Raw genomic sequence first — 26,138 nt, 5'->3', positions numbered from 1 at the left:
TTTGCGGAGCTGGTAATGGTCGAACGTATGGCGTCCGTCGAGCGCGACACTCTGGAAACCCAGATCAAAGCCTCGATCAACCTGGATGGCACCGGAAAGGCCCGATTTGATATCGGCGTCCCTTTTCTTGAGCACATGCTGGACCAGATCGCCCGTCACGGGTTGATCGACCTGGATATCGTCTGCAAGGGCGACCTGCATATCGATGACCACCACACCGTGGAAGACGTCGGCATCACGCTCGGGCAGGCGTTTGCCAAAGCCATCGGCGACAAAAAAGGCATCCGTCGCTACGGTCACGCCTATGTGCCGCTGGACGAAGCGCTGTCGCGCGTGGTGATCGACTTCTCCGGCCGCCCTGGCCTGCAGATGCACGTGCCATACACCCGCGCCACCGTGGGCGGCTTCGATGTCGACCTGTTCCAGGAATTCTTCCAGGGCTTCGTTAACCACGCCCTGGTCAGCCTGCACATCGACAACCTGCGCGGCACCAATACCCACCACCAGATCGAAACCGTGTTCAAGGCTTTCGGCCGCGCGCTGCGCATGGCCGTGGAGCTGGATGAGCGCATGGCCGGGCAAATGCCCTCGACCAAGGGCGTGCTGTAATGCAGACGGTCGCGGTTATCGATTACGGCATGGGTAACCTGCACTCGGTGGCCAAGGCCCTCGAGCACGTAGGCGCCGGCAAGGTGCTGATCACCAGCGATGCCAAGGTGATTCGCGAAGCCGACCGTGTGGTGTTCCCAGGCGTTGGCGCGATTCGCGATTGCATGGCCGAGATCCGCCGCCTGGGCTTTGACAGCCTGGTGCGTGAAGTCAGCCAGGACCGCCCGTTCCTCGGCATCTGCGTGGGCATGCAAGCCTTGCTCGACAACAGTGAAGAGAACGAAGGCGTCGACTGCATCGGCCTGTTCCCAGGCCAGGTGAAGTTTTTCGGCAAAGACCTGCATGAAGACGGTGAACACCTGAAAGTCCCGCACATGGGCTGGAACGAAGTCCGCCAGACCGTGGATCACCCGCTGTGGCACGAAGTGCCGGACATGGCGCGTTTCTACTTCGTCCACAGCTACTACATCGCCGCCGCCAAGCCCGGCCAGGTGGTGGGTGGCGGGCACTACGGCGTCGACTTTGCCGCAGCGCTGGCCGACGGTTCGCGGTTTGCCGTGCAGTTCCACCCGGAGAAAAGCCATACCCATGGCCTGCAATTGCTGCAGAACTTCGCCGCGTGGGACGGGCGCTGGTAAGTGGCCAGGAAGCCGAAACCGCCGATCCTGACCCTCACGCCCGAACAGGAGAGTGAGGCGACCGTCAAGATCAAGCGATTCATGGAGGACCGCTTCGAGCTCAAATTGGGCTCGTTCGAGGTCGCCGAGATTCTTGAGCTGTTCACCACCGAAGTGGCTCCGCACTATTACAACAGGGCGATTTTCGATACGCAGACGCTCCTTAAAGAACGGTTCGAAAGCATAGAAAGCGACCTGTGGTCGCTTGAAAAGAGCAGCTGAAAGCTTCAAGCCCAGGCTGCAAGAATTGATACGCGTGCTTGCTTGCAGCTTATAGCTTGCAGCTTGCAGCTCTTTGACGAAGGAAAAGCATGCTAATTATCCCCGCTATCGATCTCAAGGACGGCGCCTGCGTACGTCTGCGCCAAGGCCGCATGGAAGATTCCACCGTGTTCTCCGATGACCCGGTGAGCATGGCTGCCAAATGGGTGGAAGGGGGCTGCCGTCGTCTGCATCTGGTGGACTTGAACGGCGCCTTCGAAGGCCAGCCGGTCAATGGTGAAGTCGTCACCGCCATCGCCAAGCGCTACCCGAACCTGCCGATCCAGATCGGCGGCGGTATCCGCTCTCTGGAAACCATCGAGCATTACGTCAAGGCCGGCGTGAGCTACGTGATCATCGGCACCAAGGCGGTCAAAGACCCGGCGTTTGTCGCCCAAGCCTGTCGCGCGTTTCCCGGCAAAGTGATCGTGGGCCTGGATGCCAAGGACGGTTTCGTCGCCACCGACGGCTGGGCTGAGATCAGCACCGTGCAGGTGATCGACCTTGCCAGGCAGTTCGAAGCCGATGGCGTGTCCGCCATCGTTTATACCGACATCGCCAAAGACGGCATGATGCAGGGCTGCAACGTGCCGTTCACCGCGGCACTGGCGGCGGCGACGAAGATTCCGGTGATCGCTTCCGGCGGTATCCACAACCTGGGTGACATCAAGTCACTGCTGGACGCCAAGGCCCCCGGCATCATTGGCGCCATCACCGGCCGTGCGATCTATGAGGGCACGCTGGACGTGGCTGAAGCTCAAGCTTTTTGTGATGGCTACGCGGCCAGGTCCAAGTCGTAGGCTGCAAGCTGCAAGTAAAAGCAGATCTGCTTCTACTTGCAGCCTATAGCTCAAAGCTTGCAACTCTTATCGGAGATAAGCCCATGGCTTTAGCCAGACGCATCATCCCTTGCCTGGACGTCGACAACGGTCGCGTGGTCAAGGGCGTCAAGTTCGAGAACATCCGCGACGCCGGCGACCCGGTGGAAATTGCCCGTCGCTACGATGAGCAGGGTGCCGACGAGATTACCTTTCTCGACATTACCGCCAGCGTCGACGGCCGCGACACCACCCTGCACACCGTTGAGCGCATGGCCAGCCAGGTGTTTATCCCGCTGACCGTCGGCGGTGGCGTGCGCACCGTGCAAGACATCCGCAACCTGCTCAATGCCGGTGCGGACAAGGTTTCGATCAACACGGCGGCAGTGTTCAATCCCGAGTTTGTCGGCGAAGCGGCACAGCACTTCGGCTCGCAATGCATCGTGGTGGCCATTGACGCCAAGAAGGTCTCCGGCCCCGGCGAAACCCCGCGCTGGGAGATCTTCACCCACGGCGGCCGCAAACCCACCGGCCTGGACGCGGTGGAATGGGCGATGAAAATGGAAGGCCTGGGCGCCGGTGAAATCCTGCTGACCAGCATGGACCAGGACGGCATGAAAAACGGCTTCGACCTGGGTGTGACGCGCGCCATCAGCGATGCTTTGGGCATTCCGGTGATCGCTTCCGGCGGCGTCGGCACCCTGCAGCACTTGGCTGACGGTGTCATCGAAGGCCACGCCAGCGCGGTGCTGGCGGCGAGTATTTTCCACTTTGGCGAGTACACCGTTCCTGAGGCCAAGGCCTACATGGCAGCTCGCGGTATCGTCGTTCGCTAAACGTTGCTGGACACCATGGCAGGCGCGCGGCACTCTCTGCGCTTGCCATGGATTTCGGTAACCTTCATGTTCAAACACCTGCTGCTCGCCCTCGCCGGCACCTCCCTCCTGTTGGCCGGCTCGGCCCGCGCCGACGACGCATCCGGCAGCCCTCTGGTGCTGCTCACGGAAAATTTCCCGCCCTATAACATGGCCAAAAACGGCAAGAACTTCGCCAAGGACGAGAACATCGAAGGCATCGCCGTGGACATCGTGCGCGAAACCTTTAAGCGCGCCGGGATCTCTTACGACCTCACCTTGCGTTTCCCTTGGGAACGAATCTACAAGCTCGCCCTGGAAAAGCCCGGTTATGGTGTGTTCGTCATGGCGCGCCTGCCGGACCGCGAAGCGCTGTTCAAATGGGTCGGCCCCATCGGTCCGGATGACTGGGTATTGCTGGCCAAGGCCGACAGCACTATCCAGCTGGACGACCTGGAGCACGCACGGCGCTACAAGATCGGCGCCTACAAAGGTGACGCCATCGCTGAAAGCCTCGAAAAACAGGGGCTCAAGCCTGTGGTCGTGCTGCGTGATCAAGACAACGCGCAAAAGCTCATGGATGGCCGGATTGACCTTTGGGCCACCGGCGACCCGGCCGGGCGATACCTGGCGCGGCAAGTCGGCATCACCGGCTTCAAGACGGTTTTGCGCTTCAATAGCGCCCAGCTCTACCTCGCGCTGAACAAGAACGTACCGGACGAGCAGGTGAGCAAACTGCAGGCGGCGCTGGATCAGCTGCGCAAAGAAGGCGTGATCGACGAGATCATGGCGCGTTACCTCTAGCCTCAGCGCGGCTTGAGCAGGTCCACACGCAGGGTAGACGGCTGGTCCGCCTGGTCGAAGGCATAGGTACAGATTTTGTACGGTGTGTTTCTGACGCTGATCACCTGGGCATACTTTTCCAGCACCATGCCGGGGTGATCATTGAGTGGGTAGACCAGGTCGATGATCTCGTCCTCTTCATCCGCCGCCGCAGGCGCCGGCGGTATGGGCTGATAGCCCACGGGGCGCAGGCAATCGGTGGTCGCCGCAGGGCCGTACTTGTAGGTATAGCGGTGCATGAATGGCGGCGCCAGGTTCCAGATGACGGTATAGGCCGCCGAGCCTTGTTTATCCAGGTTGATGGTCACATTCGGCGTACGTGCCGGCCCTGGCTCGGCGAGCTCGACCGCAAGGGTCAGGGCGTTTCTCATCATGCCGTTGGTTACGCGCTGTTCTGCGGACTCGACCCCGACAATACACAGCATGTGCATCCCCGTTTGCGGGCCGATGGCGTCGTTCACGTAGGCGCCTTGCGCTTTGATCGGCACGCTGTAGAGCGCCGGATTTTCGCAGTCGATGGCGCGGCGGGTGGTCTTGTAGCGATAGAACGGAGTATTGGTGGTGAATGTCAGGTTCCAGCGCGGCACGATGTCTTTGCCTTTGCCATCTGCGGGCTTGATGAAGTACTGCTGGATGGGCTCCGGGTTCTGAAAGGTGATGGATGTGGTCGGGTAGAGATCGCAGTGTTCGCTGTCGGCCTGCAGCATGCCGTCGACGAAACACTGATTGAGGAAGCTCACCGGGCTGCCGTAGTTCGTCTCGGGGTGCCAGACAGCTGTACCGCCATGGATTTCACACGGTGCATCGCGCTGGCATTTGCGCTCCTCTGGCTGGCCTGTGGTGCTGGTGCTGAGGATGCCGAAGAGCTGGTTGGTCGCCCGGTCCAGCAAGGGCGCGCCGAAGCTGCCCACGCCGACGCCCTGGCACTGGTTCTTCATGGTGACCCGCCACACAAACGGCTGCTCCACCAGTTCGCGTGACGTTTGTTGCGTGCAGGCGGACAGGTGCAGGGTGTCCCATTCCGGAGCGATCAGGGTGAGAATATCACTGCCACTGGCAGGCACTTCTTCCGCCAGTTTCAATGGCTGGATGCCGGCCTTGATCAGGTCGGCCAGTGAAGCCTGCAACTCGACAATCGCCAGGTCGACCCCTTGGCTGCTTCCCCATTTCAGGGTTTTCAGCGGGTAGGTCTTGAGGGCTTCGAGGGTGTCGTCGAAGTAGTTGAAGCTGATGCTGCCCTTGATCGGCAAGTCGCGTTGCACCGCGCCGTTCAGGCGGTGCAGGCAGTGACTGCTGGTCAGCACATAGGCCGGACCGGACGTGCCGTCCTCGGTGCGCGTGTCCAGCAGGCTGGCGGTACAGAGCGTCTGGGTTTCGTTTCTGATTCGGCCGATACCGTTCCAGTGGTCGTGCTGATGCTGGGCGTTGGTTAGAAGGCGGGCAGGGCTGGCGTTGGCCAGGCCTTCGCCGAAATCCTTGGGCGCGGCATGCAGCGTGGCGCAGAGACTGCCGAGCAGCAGCCCTGAAACAACCCTGTGTGTGATGTTCATAGAGTGTCCTTACAGAATGAGTCGAAGGCTCACTATTCAGGACTGAGGGGCGCGAAACGCTGTAGTTATCTAGGGGCCGGGCGGTAAGTGCCGTCCCTGCCATGCCCGGCCATGGCCAGGTTGCTGCGCACGCTGATCATCAATTTGATATCGATCCACTCAACGCCTTGGGCCTTGAGCTTGGGCAACTCGCGCTCCAGCACCGCGAGGGTTTGCGGGTAAGGATGCCCGATCATTACTGCCGAGCCCTGTTTGTGCGCCAGCTTGATCGCGGTTTGCAGTTGCGTGGTAATCGCCGCTTCCGTGCGTTCGTCGTCCAGGAATACATCCCGCGAAACATGGGCCAGGCCAATTTTCTGCGCCTCGGCGGCGGCCACGGTCTGTGCGCTGGTGCGGCTGTCGACGAAAAACTTGTTGCGCCGTTGCAGCTCTGCCATCAGCCAGGCCATGGCTTGTGGCTGGGCGGTCATGCGGCTGCCCATATGATTATTGATGCCGGCCGTATAGGGCACCGCATTGAAGGCCGCATCCAGGCGTTTGCCGAGTTCTTCGATGGGGAGTTCGGGGTGCCAGGCGAATGGGCCGGTGGCTGGGTCCATGGGCATGTGCAGGATCACGATCTTGCCGGCCTTGTGTGCCTCGCGGGCGAATTCGGCGGCATGGGGCGTGTCGGGCATGATCGCCGTGGTGACCGGCCCCGGCAGGGCCAGCACGCGACGATCCCTGGGCAGGTTTTGCCCAAGGTCGTCGATGATCAGGGTGAGATAGGCTTTGCGGGGCTCGCCGGCAGGGGCCGCGTGGGCGACACCTGCCAGGCTGCACAGCACAGCGATGATCAGGGCAAAACGCATATCAACGGCTGCGCGTGATGCTCAAGCCCTTGAGCAGGCTCAACGCCTGGGCCAGTTGGTAATCGTCGTCCTGCGGCATCGGCTTGGCTTTGGCGCCGCTGCCGGTCGGCTGGTCGGCGCCGCCGTTGCCATTGCCCAGGTGACCTTGCAGGTCGGCCTCTTTGTAGTACTCGCTGTCGATCTCGTTGGTGATCCTGGCCTTGCGTACTTCGATGTCCGGCACGATGCCCTGAGCCTGGATCGAACGCCCGTTCGGCGTGTAGTACAGCGCCGTGGTGATCTTCAGAGCGCGCTCGTTGTTCAGCGGCAACACGGTCTGTACCGAACCTTTGCCGAAACTGGTGGTGCCCATCAGCACGCCACGCTTCTGGTCCTGCAGGGCACCGGCGACGATTTCCGAGGCCGAGGCGCTGCCGCCGTTGATCAGCACGGCCAACGGCACGTTCTCGCTGAGGTCGTTGCCGGTGGCCGAGAAGCGCAGCTCGGAATTGGCGATGCGGCCCTTGGTGTAGACGATCAGGCCCTTGGTGATGAAATGGTCGACCACTTCCACCGCCGACTGCAGCACGCCGCCCGGGTTGTTGCGCAGGTCGAGCACAATACCGCTGAGCTTCTTGCCGTTGTCCTTGCGCAGCTTGGCCAGGGCCTTGGCCACTTCGTCGCCGGTCTTGACCTGGAACTGCGTGATGCGGATATAGCCGTAGCCCGACTCCAGCAACTGGCTCTTCACGCTCTTGACCGTGATGGTTGCGCGGGTCAGCGTCACGTCGAACGGGTTGCCGCCGTCGCGCACCAGGGTCAGGGTGATTTTCTGGCCGATCTTGCCGCGCATCTTGTCGACGGCTTCGGTCATGGTCTGGCCGCGGGTCGGCTGGCCGTTGATCTTGACGATAAAGTCGCCGGCCTGGATACCGGCCTTGGAGGCCGGGGTGTCGTCGATCGGCGAGACGACCTTGATGTTGCCGTCTTCGGCGCCGACTTCAATGCCCAGACCGCCGAACTCACCGCTGGTGCTTTCCTGCAGCTCGGCGAAATCTTCCGGCCCGAGGTACGCGGAGTGCGGGTCGAGGTTGCTGAGCATGCCCTTGATGGCATTTTCCAGCAGGGTCTTGTCGTCTACGGGTTCGACATAGGCTGCCTTGATGCGGTCCATGACCTCGGCAAAGGTGCGCAGCTCTTCCAGCGGCAACGGCGCCTTGGTGGTCGCGGCCGTGGCGGCGGGTGCAGCCGGAGCGGCCTGGTCGGCAAAAGCCAGAGGCGCGCCGATCACCAGGGCGATCGTCAGGGCCAGCGAAGTGAGGCGGGACAAATGCAGCATGTCGAACGAACTCCTAATGTAGATGCGACCCTTATCCTTGGGTTCTGCACCATTGTGCGGGATCGCTTGGGCGACCCTGCTGACGAATAGCGAAGTACAACGCCGGGGTGTCCTGGCCGCCACTGTTACCGACAGTGGAGATGGATTCACCGGCTTTTACAACATCACCTGCCGACTTGAGTAATGTCTGATTGTGGCCGTAAAGGCTCAAATAGCCATTCCCGTGGTCGAGAATCACCAATAAACCGGCCCCGCGCAGCCAATCGGCAAACACTACGCGGCCACCGTGGACGGCGTGGACCTGGCTGCCGGCAGCGGCGCTGATCATTACACCATCCCACTTGGCGCGGGTGTCGTCGCCGCGGGTTTCTCCGAAGCGTGCCAGTAATCGACCATCAACCGGCCATGGAAGTTTGCCGCGTGCCGAAGCAAATGGCCCGCCGAAGGATTCCCCGGCGCTGGAAACCAGCGGGCCGGGAGCCGCGTGCGCCGGTTTACGCGGCGCCGGCGCATCCGAGGTGGCGGCCAGCTCGGCCTCGCGCTGGCGCTTTTTTTCCGCTTCCTGCTGGGCGATCAGCGCTTTTTGCCGTGCTTCTTCGGCCTCACGCGCCTGGCGGGCCAGGGTTTCTTCGATGGTCTTGAGTACTTTCGCCAGGTCGGCCTGGTCCTGTTCACGGGCCTGCAGCTTGGCGTCGCGTGCCTTTACATCGTCATTGAGCTTGGCCAAGGCCAACTGGCGTTCCTTGCGAACCTTGTCCAGTTCGTTGCGCTGGGCGTCCAGGCTGCTCTTCTGGTCTTCCAGCTGCGACTGCTGGTTAGTGATCTCCTGTTCCACATTGGCCAACTGGCGCAGGGTCTCGTTGAAGCTTTTCAATTGCTCCAGGCGGGCCTTGCTCAGGTAATCGTAGTAGGTCAGGGTGCGCGCGAATTTTTCCGGGTTCTGCTGGTTGAGCAGCAGTTTTAAGTATTCCTGGCGGCCGCTCTGGTAGGCGGCGCGGGCCTGGATCGCGATCAGGCGTTGCTGTTCAACGCGTGCGCTCTGGAGTTTTTTTTTCTCAGCGTCGAGTCGCTCCAGTTCCGACTCGCTCTTCTTTAGTTCTTTTTGCAACTCTTGGACTTGCTTCTCCAGCTTGCCCATTTCGGTTTCCGTACCGCGCAGGTCTTTCTGCACTCCGGATTTTTCTTCCTGGAGCTTGCCGAGCAGTTTCTTCAACTCGGCAATGTCCTGACGCGTAGCGTCCAACTGTTGTTGGGTTTGTGCGCGCTCGTCGGCAAACGCCGGTTGGAGCAGGCAGACAAGAGCAAGGGTAATCAAGGCGCGAAGCATAGAGGCGGGCGACACCAGGGGGAAAGGGACGGCCTAGTATGCCCGCCAAGCGCTGCAAAAAAAACGCCCAATTCGGGCTCGCGGACAAGTTAGGCGCCGAGTGGCGGTGGTATGGCAAAAAGATATCTACCAAACACCGCAGATCCAATGTGGGAGAGGGCAAGCCCCTCCCACACGGTTGTTTAGATCAAACCAGGATTGAGGTGCCAGTCATCTCTTTGGGCTTCTCCAACCCCATCAGCATCAACATGGTCGGTGCCACGTCCGCCAGCACGCCGCCCTCACGCACTTTGAAATCGCGCTTGCCCACATAGATGAACGGCACCGGCTCGGTGGTGTGGGCCGTGTGGGCCTGACCGGTGGATTCGTCGGACATCTGCTCGCAGTTGCCGTGGTCGGCCGTGATCAGCGCTTCGCCGCCGACGTTTTCCAGGGCGTCGACAATGCGGCCGACGCACCGGTCCAGGCATTCGACGGCCTGGGTGGCGGCCTTGAGATTGCCGCTGTGGCCGACCATGTCGCCATTGGCGTAGTTGACCACGATCACGTCGTAGCGCTGGTGTTCGATGGCGTCGACGATTTTGTCGGTGACTTCCGGCGCGCTCATTTCCGGCTGCAGGTCGTAGGTGGCGACTTTCGGCGATGGGATCAGGATACGTTCTTCGCCGGGAAACGGCTCTTCGCGGCCGCCGGAGAAGAAGAAGGTCACGTGGGCGTATTTCTCGGTTTCAGCGATACGCAGCTGGGTCTTGCCGTTTTTCGCCAGGTAATCACCCAGTACGTTTTCCAGGCTGCCGGGGGCGAAAGCTGACGGCGCCGGGATGTTCGCGGCGTATTGGGTGAGCATCACGAACTCGACTTTCGGCTGGCGCGCGCGCTCGAAGTCTTTGAAGCCGGCGTCGACGAATACGTGGCTCAGCTCGCGGGCGCGGTCGGCGCGGAAGTTCATGAACACCACGGCGTCGCCGTCTTCGACTTTCACCGGCTCGCCGATGGTGGTGGCTTTGACGAATTCATCGCTCTCGCCCCGCGCATAGGCAGCTTCCAGGCCTTCCTGGGCGGTGGCGGCGTGGAATTCGGCCTGGCCGTCGACAATCAGGTTGTAGGCCTGGGACACGCGATCCCAGCGATTGTCGCGGTCCATGGCGAAGTAGCGGCCCACCAGGCTGGCGATGCGGCCCTTGCCCAAGGCGGCAAAGGTGGCATCCAACAGCTCGATAGACGATTGTGCGCTTTTGGGCGGCGTGTCGCGGCCATCAAGGAAGGCATGCAAGTAAATCCTGTCGGCGCCGCGCTTGAACGCCAGTTCTGCCATGGCGACCAGATGGTCCTGGTGGCTGTGCACGCCGCCATCGGACAGCAGGCCCATGAAGTGCACGGCCTTGCCCGCAGCGACTGCTTTATCTACCGCCGCGCAGATGGTTGGGTTTTCGAAGAACTCGCCATCGCGGATCGCTTTGGTCACGCGGGTAAAGTCCTGATAGACCACTCGTCCGGCGCCCAGATTCATATGGCCGACTTCCGAGTTGCCCATCTGGCCGTCCGGCAGGCCCACGTCCATGCCCGAGCCGGAGATCAGGCCGTTGGGCACAGTGGCGCTCAGGCGATCCAGTACGGGCTTGTCGGCCGCGTATACGGCGTTGTCGTGGTGGCTTTCACTGTGTCCGAAGCCATCGAGAATTATCAGGACCAAAGGTTTAGGCGTAGTAGTCATAGATCCTCTCGCGGCGTTAATAAGGAAGACAATGGAAAAGGGAGTGGCAGTTTAAAGCGAAGTTCCGACCACGTCACCGCTTTACGGGGGTTGGCCCCCCCTGGCGGCTGTGTATACTTACCGCCATTTTAACGCCCTGGAACCTCCTTGATGGTTGATCACCTGATTGCATTTGCCACTGCCCACTATCTGCTCGTGGGTGCCTTTGTCATTCTGCTGGCGCTGCTGATCGCTCATGAAATGAGCCGTGGTGGCCGCAGCCTGAGCACATCGGAACTGACCGCGCTGGTCAACAAGGATGAAGCCATCGTGGTGGATATCCGCCCCGCCAAGGATTTCGCCACCGGCCATATCGTCGGCGCCCTGAACATTCCGCAGGACAAGCTGATCGCACGCCTGCCCGAGCTGGAAAAGCACAAGGCCAAGACCATCATTCTGGTCGATGCCCAGGGTCAGCACGCCGGCACTCACGCCCGCGAGATGCTCAAGACTGGTTTCACCGCTGCCAAGCTGTCGGGCGGTATCAGCAGCTGGCGCGCCGATAATCTGCCGCTGGTGAAGTGATATGAGCCAGGTCATCGTGTATTCCAGCGATTGGTGCCCTTACTGCATGCGGGCCAAGGCCTTGCTCGAGAAGAAGGGCGTTGCTTTCGAAGAGATCAAGGTCGACGGCAAACCCCAGGTGCGTGCCGAGATGGCCCAGAAAGCGGGGCGTACGTCCGTGCCGCAGATCTGGATCGGTAGCCGGCATGTTGGTGGCTGCGATGATCTGTTTGCCCTGGAGCGCGCCGGTAAGCTCGATGCGTTGCTGGATGCCTGACTCCCAACCCTTAAAGACCCCAAGATAAAGAAGGATCTGCGATGACTGATCAACAGAACACTGAAGCAGCAGAAGCCCAAGGCCCGCAATTCTCGCTGCAACGCATCTATGTGCGCGACCTGTCGTTCGAAGCGCCGAAAAGCCCGGCAATCTTCCGCCAGGAATGGTCCCCCAGCGTTGCACTGGACCTCAACACCCGCCAGAAATCCCTGGAAGGCGACTTCCACGAAGTGGTACTGACCCTGTCGGTTACCGTCAAGAACGGCGAAGAAGTGGCCTTTATCGCTGAAGTTCAACAGGCCGGCATCTTCCTGATCCAGGGCCTGGACGAAGCGTCCATGAGCCACACCCTCGGCGCGTTCTGCCCGAACATCCTGTTCCCGTATGCCCGCGAGACCCTGGACAGCCTGGTCACCCGTGGCTCGTTCCCTGCGCTGATGCTGGCTCCGGTGAACTTCGATGCCCTGTACGCTCAAGAGCTGCAGCGCATGCAACAGGAAGGTTCGTCGACGGTTCAGTAAGCGCGAACCCAATGTGGGAGGGGGCTTGCCCTCGATAGCGGAGTTTCAGTCGTCATCCAGGTGACTGGCCTACCGCTATCGGGGGCAAGCCCCCTCCCATATTTGTTTGTGTATTACTTGAAACCGAGCTGGCGCCAGCCCTCGTAGACGGCTACGGCGACGGTGTTCGACAGGTTCAGGCTGCGGCAACCCTCGCGCATCGGCAGGCGCAGGCGATGGCCATCGGGCAGTGCGTCAAGTACGTCGGCGGGCAGTCCCCGGCTTTCAGGGCCGAACAGGAAGGCATCGCCTTCGGCAAAGCTGGCATCGTGGAACGGCCGCGAGCCTTTGGTGGTGAACGCGAACAAGCGCGGCTGGCCTAGGCTTTCCAGGCAGCTGGCGAGGTCGGCATGACGCTTGAGGGTTGCGTACTCGTGATAATCGAGGCCGGCGCGGCGCAGGCGTTTGTCGTCCATGTCGAAGCCCAGCGGCTCGATCAGGTGCAGGTGGCAGCCACTGTTGGCGCACAGCCTGATAACGTTGCCGGTGTTCGGCGGAATTTCTGGTTGAAAAAGGATGACGTGAAACATGCACGGCTCCGAAGGCAAAGATGGGCTGCATTCTACCCTCGAAGAGGACCCAAGACCGAAGCTATTGCCGAAGGTCATGGGCTCGCTGGCGATTGTCGGCCTGATGGTGGGCCTGATGATCGGCCGCTTGACCATTCCCGGCCCGGTTGAATTGCAGCAGGTAGAGACGGCGGCGGACGGCGTTGTGCTGTGGTTCAACAGTGAACCCAAACTGCATGGCGAACACATCGACGGTACGCTGGCGTTGTTGTTTGACGCCCAGGGCAAGGCTGCCAGTGGGCAAGTCAAGGTCAACGACAGGGATGTGAATTGGCGCATCCGCAGGACCGACGGCGGCTTGCTGCTGAACCTGGTCGCGGCGCGGCCGTTGCGTGGGGAGTGGAAAGGCGAGGAGGTCGATGACCGCTGGCGGCTGGAGGTCCATCTCCAAGGGCAATAAAAGAGGGAGTTCCCGGCCTGCCTGTACCAGGGCTCCCAAAACGGGGTGAAGCCGCGAAGGCTTCGATATTAAAGAGGGGATTCTCGGCCTGCCTGTACCAAGGTCCCCGAAACTGGGTAATACAAGAGTTATTGCAGGGCGCGTGCCAGAGTGGCTAAGTTGTGCCAAAAAACTTCTTCAGAACGCGCAAGGCCCCGGGATACGGGGCCTTGATGTTTTCGGTGTTCAATTTTTACTCCGCGGCTCTGAGGTTTCAGGCCTTGGATCCATGCCCGATGCCGGTTCATGGTGCATTGAAGCGGTGCATGCTCCTGACGCTTTATGAAGGTCCAAATGTGGGAGCCCTTCCCACATTAGACCTAGGTAGATTGGAGATCAGGCGTCGTCGCCCTCATCGTCATCCCCACCATCCACCTTCATGCCCAGTTCCTTGATCTTGCGCGTCAGGGTATTACGACCCCAACCCAGCAACACAGCGGCATCGCGACGGCGGCCGGCGGTGTGCTTCAGTGCGGTCTCGATCATGATCCGCTCGAATGCCGGTACAGCGCTGTCCAGCAGGTTCGACTGACCGCGTGCCAGGGCCTGGTCGGCCCATTGGCGCAAGGCTTGTTCCCAGTTGGTCACCGGTGCCGAATCCTGCGGCAGGCTCAGCAGCTCCGGCGGCAAGTCGCTGATGTGCACTTCGCGCCCGGACGCCATCACCGTGATCCAGCGGCAGGTGTTCTCCAGCTGGCGTACGTTACCCGGCCATGGCAGGTTCTTCAGGTATTCCTCGGTTTCGCTTTTGAGCACCTTCGGCTCGACGGCCAGTTCAAGGGCAGCGCGGCTGAGGAAGTGGCGGGCGAGAGTCGGGATATCTTCGCGGCGGTCCGACATGCGTGGGATATGGATGCGGATCACGTTGAGACGGTGGAACAAGTCTTCACGGAATTTGCCCGCGTGCACCAGGGTTTCCAGGTTCTGGTGGGTGGCGGCGATGATGCGTACATCGACCTTCACCGGGGTGTGCCCGCCGACGCGGTAAAACTCGCCATCGGCCAGTACGCGCAGCAAGCGGGTCTGAGTGTCGGCCGGCATGTCGCCGATTTCGTCGAGGAACAGCGTGCCGCCGTCGGCCTGTTCAAAGCGCCCGCGACGCAGGTTGGCCGCGCCGGTGAAGGCGCCTTTCTCATGGCCGAACAGCTCGGACTCCATCAGATCCTTGGGGATCGCCGCCATGTTCAGCGCGATAAACGGCGATGCCGCCCGCGGGCTGTGGCGGTGCAGGGCGTGGGCCACCAACTCTTTACCGGTACCCGACTCGCCGTTGATCAACACGGTGATGTTGGAATGGCTCAGACGCCCGATAGCGCGAAACACTTCCTGCATCGCCGGCGCTTCGCCGATGATTTCCGGGGTGCGGGTCAAAGTCGGTGGCGCTTCCTGATTCTGCTGCTCCTGGGCGTGCTGGTTGGCGCGCTTGACCAGCGCCACGGCCTCGTCCACATCGAAAGGCTTGGGCAGGTACTCAAAGGCGCCGCCCTGATAGGAGGCGACAGCGCTGTCCAGGTCCGAGTGCGCGGTCATGATGATCACCGGCAGGCGCGGATGCTGCTCGCGAATCCGCGCCAGCAGGTCCAGGCCACTGGCGCCGGGCATGCGGATGTCGGAGATGATCACGTCCGGCTGCTGGCGTGCCAGGCGGCTCATCACGCCGTCGGCGCTGTCGAAACTCTGGGTGGTCATGCCTTCCTGTTGCAAGGCTTTCTCCAGGACCCAGCGGATAGAACGGTCGTCATCGACGATCCACACAGTTTCACTACGGCTCATGTCGATGGGGCTCCTTGTTCCAGTGGCAGAAAGATCGAGAACGTGGTGTGGCCGGGATGGCTCTCACATTCGATCAAGCCCTGATGCTGGCTGATGATGTTCTGGGTAATGGCCAGGCCCAGCCCGGTACCGTCCGGGCGGCCGCTGACCATGGGAAAGAAGATTGTTTCCTGCAGTTCCGCAGGAATGCCCGGGCCGTTGTCGATGATCTCGACCTTGGTCACCAGGCGGTGGCGCACATGGCCGATGGTGAACTGGCGCAGGGCGCGGGTGCGCAGGCTGATGCGACCCAGGCGCAGCTCGTTCTGGCTGCTGATGGCCTGCATGGCGTTGCGCACGATATTGAGCACCGCCTGGATCATCTGCTCGCGGTCGATCAACACGTCGGGGATGCTGGGGTCGTAGTCGCGCACCAAGGTAATGCAGCCTTGGCTTTCGGCCTCCACCAGTTGGCAGACGCGTTCGAGCACCTCGTGCACGTTGGTCAGCGCCAGCGACGGCAACTTGTTGGAGCCGAGCATGCGATCCACCAGGTTACGCAGGCGGTCGGCTTCTTCGATGATGACGTTGGTGTAGTCCTTGAGGTTCTCGTCCGGCAACTCGCGGGCCAGCAGCTGTGCCGCGCCACGGATACCGCCGAGGGGGTTCTTGATCTCGTGGGCCAGGCCGCGCACCAGCATCTTGCTGGTTTCCTGCTTGGACAGCTGAGCTTCCTCTTTGGTAATGCGCAGCAGGCGATCGCGGGGGTGTACTTCAAGCAGCAGCAGGGTGGCGCCGTTGCTCAGGATCGGGGTTACGGCGTAGTCGACGGTGAGGGTCTGGCCGGTAAGGGCTGTGAGCATCGCTTCGCGCTTGGTGAAGGGATGCGCCTGTTCAACCGCCTGGCGCAACGAACTCAAGGCCTCGGCCGACTCGGTGAACAATTCGCTGATGAACTGGCCATGGCTGCGCTGGCCGCTGATGGCCAGGAGCATCTCCGCCGCCGGGTTCATGTACTCAAGACGCAGATCGTCATTGAGCAGGATGGTCGCGGTGGTCAGGTTGTCGAGTAGCAAACGGTGCAGTGCATCGCTGATGGTCATCAGGACCTCTTGTGGAGCAAGGCGCGGGCTTGAGGCACACGCTGATACCAAGAAAATGCAAAAACCAAACCAAGGCTCCGAAAAGAAGCGCGCAGGCCCTGAAATAGGGGTTTTTGGCGCGCAACTATGGCGTTCTGCCAGCTTTGCCGTGAAGTTTCGAACCAAATTGGGCTGATGAGTTGAGTAGGGTGCAGCTTGTCGCACCAATATAGTGCGAATTGATGGCGTTTGTTCAGCAAGCGTGAAGGCAGGGTCGTTTGGGGTAAACGATCCTGCGCTGCGTACAACGGTCAGTGGGTTCGAGAAAGCGGTATACCGGGGCTGCCGGCATAGAACACCAGCAGTTCGACCGGCGTGTCGCCGGTACTGCCGCGATGCTCGATGCCCACCATTTCGGCCAGCGTATCGCCTTGGCGCAATGTGCGGGTGGCACCGCTCTTACGGGCTTCGACCAGCAATTCGCCGGAGAGGATATACGCCGCGTTGGGAATGGGATGGGTGTGCCACGGCAATTGGGTATTGGCCGGGATTTTGAGGCGTATCAGGGTCAGCTGTGGGACGCCCGAAGGGTAAGCCGTGTAAGGCGTGCCATCCCATGACTCGCTGCTTTGCAGCAGTAACTCGGTTTTGATGGGGGTCGTATTCGGTTGTGAAGTGGTGCAGCCGAGCGCGGACAGGCACGCGGCTGCAGCGATCAAGCCGTGGAGGGATTTCATGGGGCCATCCTGTGTGGTGAATGACCCGTCAGGCTAGGGTGAGCCTCCAGTCGGAAGATGCCGGAAACTGCCTAGGATGAGGTAGTCCACGTATTTATTTGCTGACGGGTGCCTGGAGGCAAAGCTCGCCAGTGGCGCGGGCTCCCGCTATCTGCATCAAGGGCTCGTGCAGCGGCTCGTGAATTGCCATGGCCACCCATTGAGGGCATTGCGGGTTGTGGCGCTCTGGGGCGAAGTCGGCTAATTGCTGCAAGAGGCGTTTTTGCAGCTGATCCAACTGCGGGCGGATTTTACCCACCAAGTCCGGGCGTGGCAGGTCCGGGGCCTTGCCCATGAACTGCCAGTCGGACAGGCGCGTGTATTGCACGAGTTTGTTGGCCTCGATCTGCGCGGCGAAAAACTGCTCGGCAACGGCGGGGTCGAGTTTGTAGCTGGGTGCCTGGGCTGCGACGCTGGCGAGCACGTCCTGTTCACGCTGTTTATCCTCAACCGGCTTTTTGCTGTCCCATTTGCTCAGGGCGACCTGGTCGGCGATGGCCAGGCGTTCGGTGATGCTGTTGAGTAAAGGTTCCAGGCTGGGCGGTGCAGCGAATGCACTGGCGCTGACAAATAACAAAGCGAACACAAGTCGACGTTTCAAGGCTGTTCTCCTTGTGGCAGGGGGCTAAACCCCGATAGCAGCGTGTCAGTCAGCACCTGTATCAGCTGATCCACCGCTATCGGGAGCAAGCGCCCTCCCACCTGATTGGGTTTGCAGATACGGAGCTGTTTAATCCGCGGGCAAAAAAAGACCTCCCGAAGGAGGCCTTTTTCATCACGCTGCGTCAAGCAGCGCTACCGGATCAGCAGCTGTAGTACAGCTCGTATTCCAGTGGGTGTACGAAGGTGCGAACTTTGATTTCTTCTTCGCTTTTCAGCTCGATGTAGGCATCGATGAAGTCGTCGCTGAATACGCCGCCTTTGGTCAGGAACGCACGGCCCTTGTCCAGCTCTTCCAGGGCTTCTTTCAGGCTGCCGCACACTTGTGGGATCTCTTTGGCCTCTTCAGGCGGCAGGTCGTACAAGTTTTTGTCGGCGGCGTCGCCAGGGTGGATCTTGTTCTGGATGCCGTCCAGGCCGGCCATGACCAGGGCCGCGAAAGCCAGGTACGGGTTGGCTGCCGGGTCCGGGAAGCGCGCTTCGATACGGCGAGCGCGTGGGCTGGACACGTAAGGAATACGGATCGAGGCGGAACGGTTGCGAGCCGAGTAGGCCAGCATGACCGGTGCTTCGAAACCTGGGACCAGACGCTTGTAGGAGTTGGTCGACGGGTTGGTGAAGCCGTTCAGGGCCTTACCGTGCTTGATGATGCCGCCGATGAAGTACAGGGCGGTGTCGGACAGGCCGGCATAACCTTCGCCGGCGAAGGTGTTCTTGCCTTCTTTGGCGATGGACAGGTGAACGTGCATACCCGAACCGTTATCGCCGTACAGCGGCTTAGGCATGAAGGTCGCGGTACGGCCGTAGGCATCAGCCACGTTGTGTACGCAGTACTTCAGGGTCTGGACTTCGTCAGCCTTGGCGACCAGGGTGTTGAACTTCACACCGATTTCGTTCTGGCCGGCAGTCGCCACTTCGTGGTGGTGAACTTCGATGACCAGGCCCATTTCTTCCATGGCGTTGCACATGGAGGTACGGATTTCGTGATCGTGGTCGAACGGCGGGACCGGGAAGTAGCCACCTTTGACGCCTGGACGGTGGCCTTTGTTGCCACCTTCCACGTCCTGGTCGGACATCCACGAACCCTGTTCGGAGAAGATCTTGAACATCGAGCCGGAGATGTCGGATTTGAATTTGACCGAATCAAAGATGAAGAACTCTGGCTCCGGGCCTACGAATACGGTGTCGCCGATACCGGTGGACTTCAGGTATTCCTCGGCGCGCTTGGCGATCGCACGTGGGTCGCGGTCGTAGCCTTGCATGGTCGAAGGTTCGATCACGTCGCAGACGATGATCAGGGTTGGGTCTTCGGTGAACGGGTCGAGCACGGCAGTGCTGTCGTCCGGCATCAGGATCATGTCGGAGGCTTCGATGCCTTTCCAGCCGGCGATGGAGGAACCGTCGAACATTTTGCCTTCTTCGAAGAACGCATCATCCAGCGCATCGCGAGCCGGCATGGTCACGTGGTGCTGAGTGCCTTTGGTGTCCGTGAAGCGCAGATCAATCCATTTGACGTCATGATCTTTGATGAGTTGAACCGACTTCGACATAGTGTCCTCCGGGTGGCTTCGGGCTGGGGTAGTGGAGTTAGCCCTTAGAATGTGGGTGATGCCGGCGCGGATAGTCCGCCATGGCAACCTGCCTCACAAGAGAGCAAATTGCATGCCAGTGCGCCAACATGGGTTTTCTGTTCCAAAAACGCCCCTATAAAGGTGCATTGCGACAAAACCGCAAAAACAGCGCACTGCAATGTCGCATCATCTGCATCAAATGCACTTCTTTGGTGCGTGACAGCAGAGGTGCATATTAACTGGTTAAACCTTGAGCGATTTCCGCTATAATCCGCGCCCCCCTTTTTCGGCAGGCCCTGCGCGCGCTGTTTCCATGAAATTAATCGTTAAAGTCTTCCCCGAGATCACCATCAAGAGCCGACCGGTACGGACGCGTTTCATCCGTCAGTTGGCCAAGAACATCCGTGCCGTGCTCCGCGATCTGGACCCGGCTGTGGTGGTGAATGGCGTGTGGGACAACCTCGAGCTGGAAACCCGTGTCACCGACCCCAAAGCCTTGAAGGACATGACCGAGCGCCTGAGCTGCATGCCGGGTATCGCGCATTTCCTGCAGGTGGACGAATACCCGCTGGGCGACTTCGACGACATCACCGAGAAGTGCAAGCGGCACTACGGCGGCGCGCTGGAAGGCAAGATTTTTTCGGTGCGCTGCAAGCGTGCCGGCAAGCATCCGTTCAGCTCGATGGATGTCGAAAAATACGTCGGCAGCAAGCTGCGTCGCGAGTGCGGCGCCGCCGGAATTTCCCTGAAAGCGCCGCAAATTGAAGTGCGCATGGAAATTCGCGACCAACGGTTGTTCGTGATCCATAGCCAGCACAACAGCATCGGCGGCTACCCGCTGGGCGCTTTGGAACAGACCCTGGTGCTGATGTCCGGCGGTTTCGATTCCACGGTGGCGGCCTACCAGATCATGCGCCGCGGCCTGATGAGCCATTTCTGCTTCTTCAATCTGGGCGGGCGTGCACACGAATTGGGCGTGATGGAAGTCGCGCACTACATCTGGAAGAAGTACGGCAGCTCCCAGCGTGTGCTATTTGTGAGCGTACCGTTCGAAGAAGTGCTTGGGGAAATTCTCGGCAAAGTCGATAACAGTCATATGGGCGTAGTATTGAAGCGTATGATGTTGCGCGCTGCGTCCCGAATCGCCGATCAATTGCAGATCGACGCGCTGGTGACCGGCGAAGCGATTTCCCAGGTCTCCAGCCAGACGCTGCCCAACCTGTCGATCATCGACTGCGTCACCGAGAAGCTGGTGCTGCGCCCGCTGATCGCCAGCCACAAGCAGGACATCATCGACCTGGCAGAGCAGATCGGCACCGCCGCCTTTGCCAAGCATATGCCGGAGTACTGCGGGGTCATTTCGGTGAACCCCAAGACCCACGCCAAGCGTCACCGCGTGGAGCATGAAGAGAAAGAATTCGACATGGCGATTCTGGAGCGTGCGCTCGAGAACGCCAAGCTGGTCCCGATCGATCGCGTGATCGACGAGCTGGGCCAGGATGTGCAGATCGAAGAAGTCAGCGAAGCCCTTGCCGGCCAGATCGTCATCGACATCCGTCATCCGGATGCCGCTGAAGATGAGCCGCTGGAAATTCCTGGCATCGACGTACAAACGCTGCCGTTCTATGCATTGAACGCGCGTTTCAAGGAACTGGATAACAGCCGTCAGTACCTGCTGTATTGCGACAAAGGCGTCATGAGTCGCCTGCATGCTCACCATTTGCTCAGTGAGGGGTATGCCAATGTGCGCGTTTATCGACCGAGCTAAGAGCCCGGGGCTGTTTGCCTGTGGCCTGCGTCACCGGCCCCCCGACTCTGCCGTCAAGCTGTAACGGCAAGGCCTGACTCTACTGTTAATCGCTGCCACGACCTGACAGCACACCGAATCCTCTGATCGAGATACACAAGTGATCGAAAATCTACGTAACATCGCCATCATTGCTCACGTTGACCATGGTAAGACCACCCTGGTAGACAAACTCCTGCGTCAATCCGGCACCCTGGAGCGCAACGAGCTCAACGACGAGCGCGTGATGGACTCCAACGACCAGGAAAAAGAGCGCGGTATTACCATCCTGGCGAAAAACACCGCCATCAACTGGAACGGCTACCACATCAACATCGTGGACACCCCGGGCCACGCCGACTTCGGCGGCGAAGTAGAGCGCGTAATGTCGATGGTCGACTCCGTGCTGCTGCTGGTTGACGCTCAAGACGGCCCTATGCCGCAAACCCGTTTCGTGACCAAGAAGGCTTTCGAAGCCGGCCTGCGTCCGATCGTGTGCATCAACAAGGTTGACCGTCCAGGCGCGCGTCCGGACTGGGTTCTGGACCAGATCTTCGACCTGTTCGACAACCTGGGCGCCACCGAAGAACAGCTGGACTTCAAAGTCGTCTACGCCTCGGCCCTGAACGGCATTGCCGGTCTGGACCACAACGACATGGCCGAAGACATGACCCCGCTGTACCAGTCGATCGTCGACAACGTACCTGCGCCGAAAGTCGACCGTGACGGTCCGTTCCAGATGCAAATCTCGGCACTGGACTACAACAGCTTCCTGGGTGTTATCGGCGTTGGCCGTATTGCCCGCGGCAGCGTCAAGCCGAACACCCCGGTTGTGGCTATCGGCGCCGATGGCAAGAAACGCAACGGCCGTATCCTGAAGCTGATGGGTCACCACGGTCTGCACCGTATCGACGTTGAAGAAGCTTTCGCCGGCGACATCGTATGCGTTAGCGGTATGGACTCGCTGTTCATCTCCGACACCCTGTGCCAGCCGGACAACGTCGAGGCGATGAAGCCTCTGACCGTCGACGAGCCAACCGTTTCCATGACCTTCCAGGTAAACGACTCGCCGTTCTGCGGTAAAGAAGGCAAGTTCGTGACCTCCCGTAACATCAAGGAGCGTCTGGACAAAGAGCTGCTGTACAACGTTGCACTGCGCGTTGAAGAAGGCGACTCGGCCGACAAGTTCAAGGTATCCGGCCGCGGTGAGCTGCACCTCTCGGTACTGATCGAAACCATGCGTCGCGAAGGCTTCGAAATGGGTGTTGGTCGTCCGGAAGTGATCATCCGTCAGGTTGACGGCGTGAAGCAGGAACCGTTCGAAAACGTCACCATCGACACCCCTGAAGAATCCCAGGGCAAGGTCATGGAAGAGATGGGCCTGCGTAAGGGCGACCTGACCAACATGGTGCCGGATGGCAAGGGCCGTGTACGTCTGGAATACAACATCCCTGCTCGCGGTCTGATCGGTTTCCGTAACCAGTTCCTGACCCTGACCAACGGTGCTGGCATCCTGACCTCGATCTTCGATCGCTACGACACCATGAAGTCCGGCGACATGTCCGGCCGTCAGAACGGTGTTCTGGTTTCGGTTGAAACCGGCAAGGCGCTGACCTACTCCCTGGAAACCCTGCAGGCGCGTGGCAAGCTGTTCGTTGAACACGGTCAAGAGATCTACAACGGTCAGATCGTTGGTCTGAACAGCCGTGACAACGACATGGGCGTCAACCCAACCAAGGGTAAGAAGCTCGACAACATGCGTGCTTCGGGTAAAGACGAAACCATCGCCCTGGTTCCACCTGTTCGCTTCACCCTGGAACAGGCCCTGGAATTCATCCAGGACGACGAGCTGTGCGAAGTCACGCCGAAGTCGATCCGCCTGCGTAAGAAGATCCTGGACGAAGGCGAGCGTACCCGCGCTGCCAAGAAAGCCAAGAACTGAGTTAACTCAGGCTGAATGAAAAACGCCCCCGGTCGAAAGGCCGGGGGCGTTTTTTTATGCCTGATCGTTCCCGCGCTCTGCGTGGGAATGCAGCCCGTGACGCTCTGCGTCGCAAGGTGCACAAGGCTCGGGTCTTGCGTGCTTGTCGGGACGCGGAGCGTCCGGGAAGGCGTTCCCACGCAGAGCGTGGGAACGATCAGATCAGAACTTATCGAGGGTCTTGAAGTTAGTCTCGCGCACCACTTCTTTAGGCTTATACGCGCAATACCCCGGCCGCGGCCCGATCTTCGGGTGGTTACGGCAGGTGTCCGGGCGCTTGTCGTAGATGGTGCAGAAGCGCGTCTTGCGGTCCAGGTACAGGCAATCGTTGTTGCTCATGCGCTGCAGGGTAAAAATCTCGGATTTGTTGTTGTAGCGCTCGACGATGCCTTCCTTCTGCAAGCGCTTGGCGATGTTCTTCGGCGGGTCGCCGCGTTCGAACTCATCAACGATGCCAATGCGGATCAGGTCCTTGATCTTCACCTCAACCGGCAGCGTGCAGCAGCTGGACACGCAGCCACCGCACATATGGCTGGAATATTTCTGCCAGGTTTCGAGACGGTCGAGTTCCGCGGCGGCGATCAGTTGAGGCTTCATCAGGGTTCCAGGATGGGGCGGTAGCAGGGCGCGCGATCATACCGGGATTGATGATTTTTTGAACAATATTTTCAGCTTTTTCCTTTGCGGCAGGGATTGGGCACGCCCCCTGCATCTAATCCCGTCAACAGTAAATGAGTTAAAAAATTGACGAACCAGAGCCTGCAACCGCGTGTCAGAGCGTCTAGGCTCTAGCAACTCCTTCTATCTCGCCCGAGGTCGCATTTGATGTCTCAGGAACCACTTGCACGAGAAGCAGAGGTAGCCGCGTTCCGCGATGCCGTCTTGACCAAACTCACCTACGCGGTGGGCAAGGACCCCGATCATGCCTTCGACCACGACTGGTTCGAGGCCATTGCGCTTGCCGCCCGCGACCAGATGGTCGAACACTGGATGGACCATACCCGGCGCATCTACCGTAAGGGCCAGAAGCGGGTGTATTACCTCTCGCTGGAATTCCTGATCGGTCGCCTGCTCTACGACAGTCTGAGCAACCTCGGCGTGCTGGAGATCGCCCGCGATGCGCTGGCCGAACTGGGCGTCGACCTGGAACGCATCCGCCTGCTCGAACCCGATGCGGCGTTGGGCAACGGTGGCCTCGGACGCCTGGCTGCATGCTTTATGGAAAGCATGTCGACCTTGGGGATTGCCGGTCACGGTTATGGCATTCGTTATGAGCACGGCCTGTTCCGCCAGGCGATTGTCGATGGCTGGCAGCAGGAGCAGACCGAACGCTGGCTGGACTTCGGCAACCCGTGGGAGTTTGAGCGGGCCGAAGTGATTTACCCGGTCGGTTTTGGCGGTGCGGTGGAAACCCTGCCGGACGCTTCCGGCAAAATGATTCAGGTATGGACGCCGGCCGAGACCGTACGCGCAGTAGCCTACGACACGCCTGTGGTGGGCTGGCGCGGTGCCAGCGTCAACACCCTGCGTCTGTGGCGTGCCCGGGCGGTCGAAGACTTGCACCTGGAGCGCTTCAACGCCGGTGACCATTTGGGCGCCGTCGCCGAGGTGGCCCGCGCCGAAAGCATCTCCCGTGTGCTTTACCCGGCCGACAGCACCGAAGCCGGTCAGGAACTGCGCCTGCGCCAGGAATATTTCTTCGTCGCAGCCTCTTTGCAAGACCTGCTGCGCCGCCACAAGAACATGCACGGCTCGGTGCTGAGCCTCGGCGAGCATGCCGCGATCCAGCTCAACGACACCCACCCTTCCATCGCCGTGGCCGAATTGATGCGCCAGTTGGTCGACCTGCACGATATTCCGTGGGAAGCCGCTTGGGACGTGACCGTCGAAACCCTGTCGTACACCAACCACACCCTGCTGCCCGAAGCACTGGAAACCTGGCCTGTCGGCCTGATGGAGCGCATGTTGCCGCGGCACATGCAGATCATCTACCTGATCAACGCCCAGCACATCGACTCGCTGCGCGCCAAGGGCATCCACGATTTCGACGTATTGCGCGCCGTGTCGCTGATCGAAGAAGACAACGGCCGCCGCGTGCGCATGGGCAACCTGGCGTTCCTGGGTTCCCACAGCGTCAACGGCGTATCCGGCCTGCACACCCAACTGATGCGCAGCACGGTGTTCTCCGAGCTGCACAAGCTGTATCCGGAACGTATCAATAACAAAACCAACGGCATCACCTTCCGCCGCTGGCTGTACCAGGCCAACCCCAAGCTTACCCAGATGCTGGTAGACGCGTTGGGCCCGGATATTCTCGACAATATGGAGACGCGCCTGGGCGAGCTGGAAACCTTCGCCGAGAAGCAGACCTTCCGTAAAGCTTTCGCCGAGCAGCGTCTGCACAGCAAACGCGCCCTGGCCGAGATCATCCACGAGCGCCTGGGCATTTCGGTGAACCCGGCGGCGATGTTCGACGTGCAGGTCAAGCGCATCCACGAATACAAGCGCCAGTTGCTCAACCTGCTGCACACCGTGGCGTTGTACCAGGCGATCCGTGCCGAGCCGGGCACCGACTGGGTGCCGCGCGTGAAGATCTTCGCCGGCAAGGCCGCGGCGAGTTATCACCAGGCCAAGCTGATCATCAAGTTGACCAACGATATCGCCCGCACCGTCAACAACGACCCGACCGTGCGCGGACTGCTCAAAGTGGTGTTCCTGCCTAACTACAACGTCAGCCTGGCGGAAAGCATCATCCCGGCGGCGGACTTGTCGGAGCAGATCTCCACGGCGGGCTTCGAAGCTTCGGGCACCAGCAACATGAAATTCGGCCTCAACGGTGCGCTGACCATCGGCACCATGGACGGCGCCAACGTGGAGATGCACGAGCGCGTGGGCGCCGATCACATGTTTATCTTCGGCCTCAGCGCCCAGCAGGTGGAAGCGCGCAAACACGCCGGTGAATTCCACGCCGGGCCGGACATTGCCGTGTCCCATCGTCTCAACGATGTGTTGCAGGCGATCCGTGGCGGGGTGTTCTCGCCGGACGATCCGGGCCGCTACGTCGGTTTGATCGACGGTCTGATCGATTACGACCGTTTCCTGGTGTGTGCCGACTTCGATTCCTACTGGGATGCCCAGGCGCGGGTCGAAGCGCATTGGCATGACTCCAAGGCGTGGTGGCGTTCGGCGGTGCTCAACACCGCGCGGATGGGTTGGTTCTCTTCGGACCGGACCATTCGCGAATACGCCACCGAGATCTGGAAAGCGCTCGACTAAACCTGGCAAATCGAAAGTACGGGAGGGGGCTTGCCTCCGATGGC

The 26,138-nt window shown here is 60.4% G+C and carries 25 protein-coding genes; 13 read left to right on the top strand and 12 right to left on the bottom strand.

Annotated elements, in window-relative coordinates; genetic code table 11:
• Window positions 1-15 precede the first annotated feature (15 nt).
• The 6 genes from hisB (at window position 16) to OSC50_RS23065 (ending at window position 4,023) form a co-directional block, all read left to right on the top strand.
• Window positions 16-609 (top strand): imidazoleglycerol-phosphate dehydratase HisB, encoded by a 594-nt coding sequence (gene hisB, locus OSC50_RS23090; protein ID WP_181080274.1) that lies wholly within the window; start codon window positions 16-18, stop codon window positions 607-609.
• Entirely contained in the window at window positions 609-1,247 is a 639-nt protein-coding gene (gene hisH / locus OSC50_RS23085; protein ID WP_181080275.1) for an imidazole glycerol phosphate synthase subunit HisH, read from the top strand. The genes hisB and hisH overlap by 1 nt, the downstream gene beginning before the upstream one ends.
• A complete protein-coding gene (locus OSC50_RS23080; protein WP_181080276.1) occupies window positions 1,248-1,508 on the top strand; it encodes a DUF2164 domain-containing protein in 261 nt (86 codons plus the stop codon). It begins immediately after the preceding gene.
• A gap of 89 nt (window positions 1,509-1,597) precedes the next feature.
• Window positions 1,598-2,347, top strand: coding sequence for a 1-(5-phosphoribosyl)-5-[(5-phosphoribosylamino)methylideneamino]imidazole-4-carboxamide isomerase (gene hisA, locus OSC50_RS23075; protein ID WP_266245484.1), 750 nt, complete (start codon window positions 1,598-1,600; stop codon window positions 2,345-2,347).
• An 83-nt stretch (window positions 2,348-2,430) separates the two neighbouring features.
• Window positions 2,431-3,201: an imidazole glycerol phosphate synthase subunit HisF gene (gene hisF / locus OSC50_RS23070; protein ID WP_181080278.1), complete on the top strand. Its 771-nt coding sequence runs from the start codon at window positions 2,431-2,433 to the stop codon at window positions 3,199-3,201.
• 66 nt (window positions 3,202-3,267) lie between these two features.
• On the top strand, window positions 3,268-4,023 hold the full coding sequence (locus OSC50_RS23065; RefSeq protein WP_253510004.1) for a substrate-binding periplasmic protein: 756 nt from the start codon (window positions 3,268-3,270) through the stop codon (window positions 4,021-4,023).
• A 2-nt stretch (window positions 4,024-4,025) separates the two neighbouring features.
• Here the strand turns inward: OSC50_RS23065 and OSC50_RS23060 are convergent, their stop codons facing one another.
• From OSC50_RS23060 to gpmI, 5 genes are all read right to left on the bottom strand, one after another.
• A complete protein-coding gene (locus OSC50_RS23060; protein WP_266245487.1) occupies window positions 4,026-5,612 on the bottom strand; it encodes a serine protease in 1,587 nt (528 codons plus the stop codon).
• A gap of 65 nt (window positions 5,613-5,677) precedes the next feature.
• Complete coding sequence (locus OSC50_RS23055) at window positions 5,678-6,463, bottom strand: divergent polysaccharide deacetylase family protein (protein ID WP_181080281.1); 786 nt, start codon at window positions 6,461-6,463, stop codon at window positions 5,678-5,680.
• Window position 6,464: 1 nt separating this feature from the next.
• Complete coding sequence (locus OSC50_RS23050) at window positions 6,465-7,781, bottom strand: S41 family peptidase (RefSeq protein ID WP_181080282.1); 1,317 nt, start codon at window positions 7,779-7,781, stop codon at window positions 6,465-6,467.
• Window positions 7,782-7,812: 31 nt separating this feature from the next.
• A complete protein-coding gene (locus OSC50_RS23045; protein WP_181080283.1) occupies window positions 7,813-9,108 on the bottom strand; it encodes a murein hydrolase activator EnvC family protein in 1,296 nt (431 codons plus the stop codon).
• Between the two features lie 187 nt (window positions 9,109-9,295).
• On the bottom strand, window positions 9,296-10,822 hold the full coding sequence (gene gpmI / locus OSC50_RS23040) for a 2,3-bisphosphoglycerate-independent phosphoglycerate mutase (protein ID WP_266245491.1): 1,527 nt from the start codon (window positions 10,820-10,822) through the stop codon (window positions 9,296-9,298).
• A 150-nt stretch (window positions 10,823-10,972) separates the two neighbouring features.
• Between gpmI and OSC50_RS23035 the strand changes: the two genes are divergently transcribed.
• The 3 genes from OSC50_RS23035 to secB are packed head-to-tail and all read left to right on the top strand — an operon-like array spanning window position 10,973 to window position 12,163.
• Window positions 10,973-11,386, top strand: a complete 414-nt coding sequence (locus tag OSC50_RS23035; protein ID WP_078731164.1) for a rhodanese-like domain-containing protein — start codon at window positions 10,973-10,975, stop codon at window positions 11,384-11,386.
• Between the two features lies 1 nt (window position 11,387).
• Window positions 11,388-11,642 (top strand): glutaredoxin 3, encoded by a 255-nt coding sequence (gene grxC, locus OSC50_RS23030; RefSeq protein WP_181080285.1) that lies wholly within the window; start codon window positions 11,388-11,390, stop codon window positions 11,640-11,642.
• Window positions 11,643-11,683: 41 nt separating this feature from the next.
• Window positions 11,684-12,163: a protein-export chaperone SecB gene (gene secB, locus OSC50_RS23025; protein ID WP_181080286.1), complete on the top strand. Its 480-nt coding sequence runs from the start codon at window positions 11,684-11,686 to the stop codon at window positions 12,161-12,163.
• Between the two features lie 113 nt (window positions 12,164-12,276).
• Here secB and OSC50_RS23020 read toward each other — a convergent pair whose 3' ends face one another.
• The gene (locus OSC50_RS23020; protein ID WP_181080287.1) at window positions 12,277-12,732 is read right to left on the bottom strand and encodes a tRNA (cytidine(34)-2'-O)-methyltransferase; all 456 of its coding nucleotides are present in this window, start codon (window positions 12,730-12,732) and stop codon (window positions 12,277-12,279) included.
• On the opposite strand from OSC50_RS23020, the gene OSC50_RS23015 reads away from it, so the two are divergent.
• The gene (locus tag OSC50_RS23015) at window positions 12,731-13,171 is read left to right on the top strand and encodes a hypothetical protein (protein WP_266245496.1); all 441 of its coding nucleotides are present in this window, start codon (window positions 12,731-12,733) and stop codon (window positions 13,169-13,171) included. The genes OSC50_RS23020 and OSC50_RS23015 overlap by 2 nt on opposite strands.
• A gap of 375 nt (window positions 13,172-13,546) precedes the next feature.
• On the opposite strand, the gene ntrC is transcribed toward OSC50_RS23015, so the two are convergent.
• The 5 genes from ntrC to glnA form a co-directional block, all read right to left on the bottom strand.
• Entirely contained in the window at window positions 13,547-14,983 is a 1,437-nt protein-coding gene (ntrC, locus tag OSC50_RS23010) for a nitrogen regulation protein NR(I) (RefSeq protein ID WP_181080289.1), read from the bottom strand.
• Window positions 14,980-16,065: a nitrogen regulation protein NR(II) gene (glnL, locus tag OSC50_RS23005; RefSeq protein ID WP_181080290.1), complete on the bottom strand. Its 1,086-nt coding sequence runs from the start codon at window positions 16,063-16,065 to the stop codon at window positions 14,980-14,982. Before glnL ends, ntrC begins: the two co-directional genes overlap by 4 nt.
• A 290-nt stretch (window positions 16,066-16,355) precedes the next feature.
• A complete protein-coding gene (locus OSC50_RS23000) occupies window positions 16,356-16,781 on the bottom strand; it encodes a cupin domain-containing protein (RefSeq protein WP_266245498.1) in 426 nt (141 codons plus the stop codon).
• Window positions 16,782-16,875: 94 nt separating this feature from the next.
• Window positions 16,876-17,421, bottom strand: coding sequence for a chorismate mutase (locus OSC50_RS22995; RefSeq protein WP_266245500.1), 546 nt, complete (start codon window positions 17,419-17,421; stop codon window positions 16,876-16,878).
• Between the two features lie 202 nt (window positions 17,422-17,623).
• Window positions 17,624-19,030, bottom strand: coding sequence for a glutamate--ammonia ligase (gene glnA / locus OSC50_RS22990; protein WP_017529544.1), 1,407 nt, complete (start codon window positions 19,028-19,030; stop codon window positions 17,624-17,626).
• Window positions 19,031-19,364: 334 nt separating this feature from the next.
• On the opposite strand from glnA, the gene thiI reads away from it, so the two are divergent.
• Window positions 19,365-20,819 (top strand): tRNA uracil 4-sulfurtransferase ThiI, encoded by a 1,455-nt coding sequence (thiI, locus tag OSC50_RS22985; protein ID WP_266245502.1) that lies wholly within the window; start codon window positions 19,365-19,367, stop codon window positions 20,817-20,819.
• Between the two features lie 139 nt (window positions 20,820-20,958).
• Window positions 20,959-22,779 carry a translational GTPase TypA gene (gene typA / locus OSC50_RS22980; protein WP_181080294.1) on the top strand — a complete coding sequence of 607 codons (1,821 nt, stop codon included), beginning with the start codon at window positions 20,959-20,961 and terminating at the stop codon, window positions 22,777-22,779.
• 201 nt (window positions 22,780-22,980) lie between these two features.
• Here the strand turns inward: typA and OSC50_RS22975 are convergent, their stop codons facing one another.
• On the bottom strand, window positions 22,981-23,415 hold the full coding sequence (locus OSC50_RS22975; RefSeq protein WP_034095454.1) for a YkgJ family cysteine cluster protein: 435 nt from the start codon (window positions 23,413-23,415) through the stop codon (window positions 22,981-22,983).
• A gap of 228 nt (window positions 23,416-23,643) precedes the next feature.
• Between OSC50_RS22975 and OSC50_RS22970 the strand changes: the two genes are divergently transcribed.
• Window positions 23,644-26,094, top strand: a complete 2,451-nt coding sequence (locus OSC50_RS22970) for a glycogen/starch/alpha-glucan phosphorylase (RefSeq protein WP_181080295.1) — start codon at window positions 23,644-23,646, stop codon at window positions 26,092-26,094.
• Window positions 26,095-26,138 lie beyond the last annotated feature (44 nt).

Source organism: Pseudomonas quebecensis (assembly GCF_026410085.1).
GTDB classification, from domain to species: Bacteria; Pseudomonadota; Gammaproteobacteria; order Pseudomonadales; family Pseudomonadaceae; genus Aquipseudomonas; species Aquipseudomonas quebecensis.
This window is presented reverse-complemented; position numbering and strand designations above follow the sequence as displayed.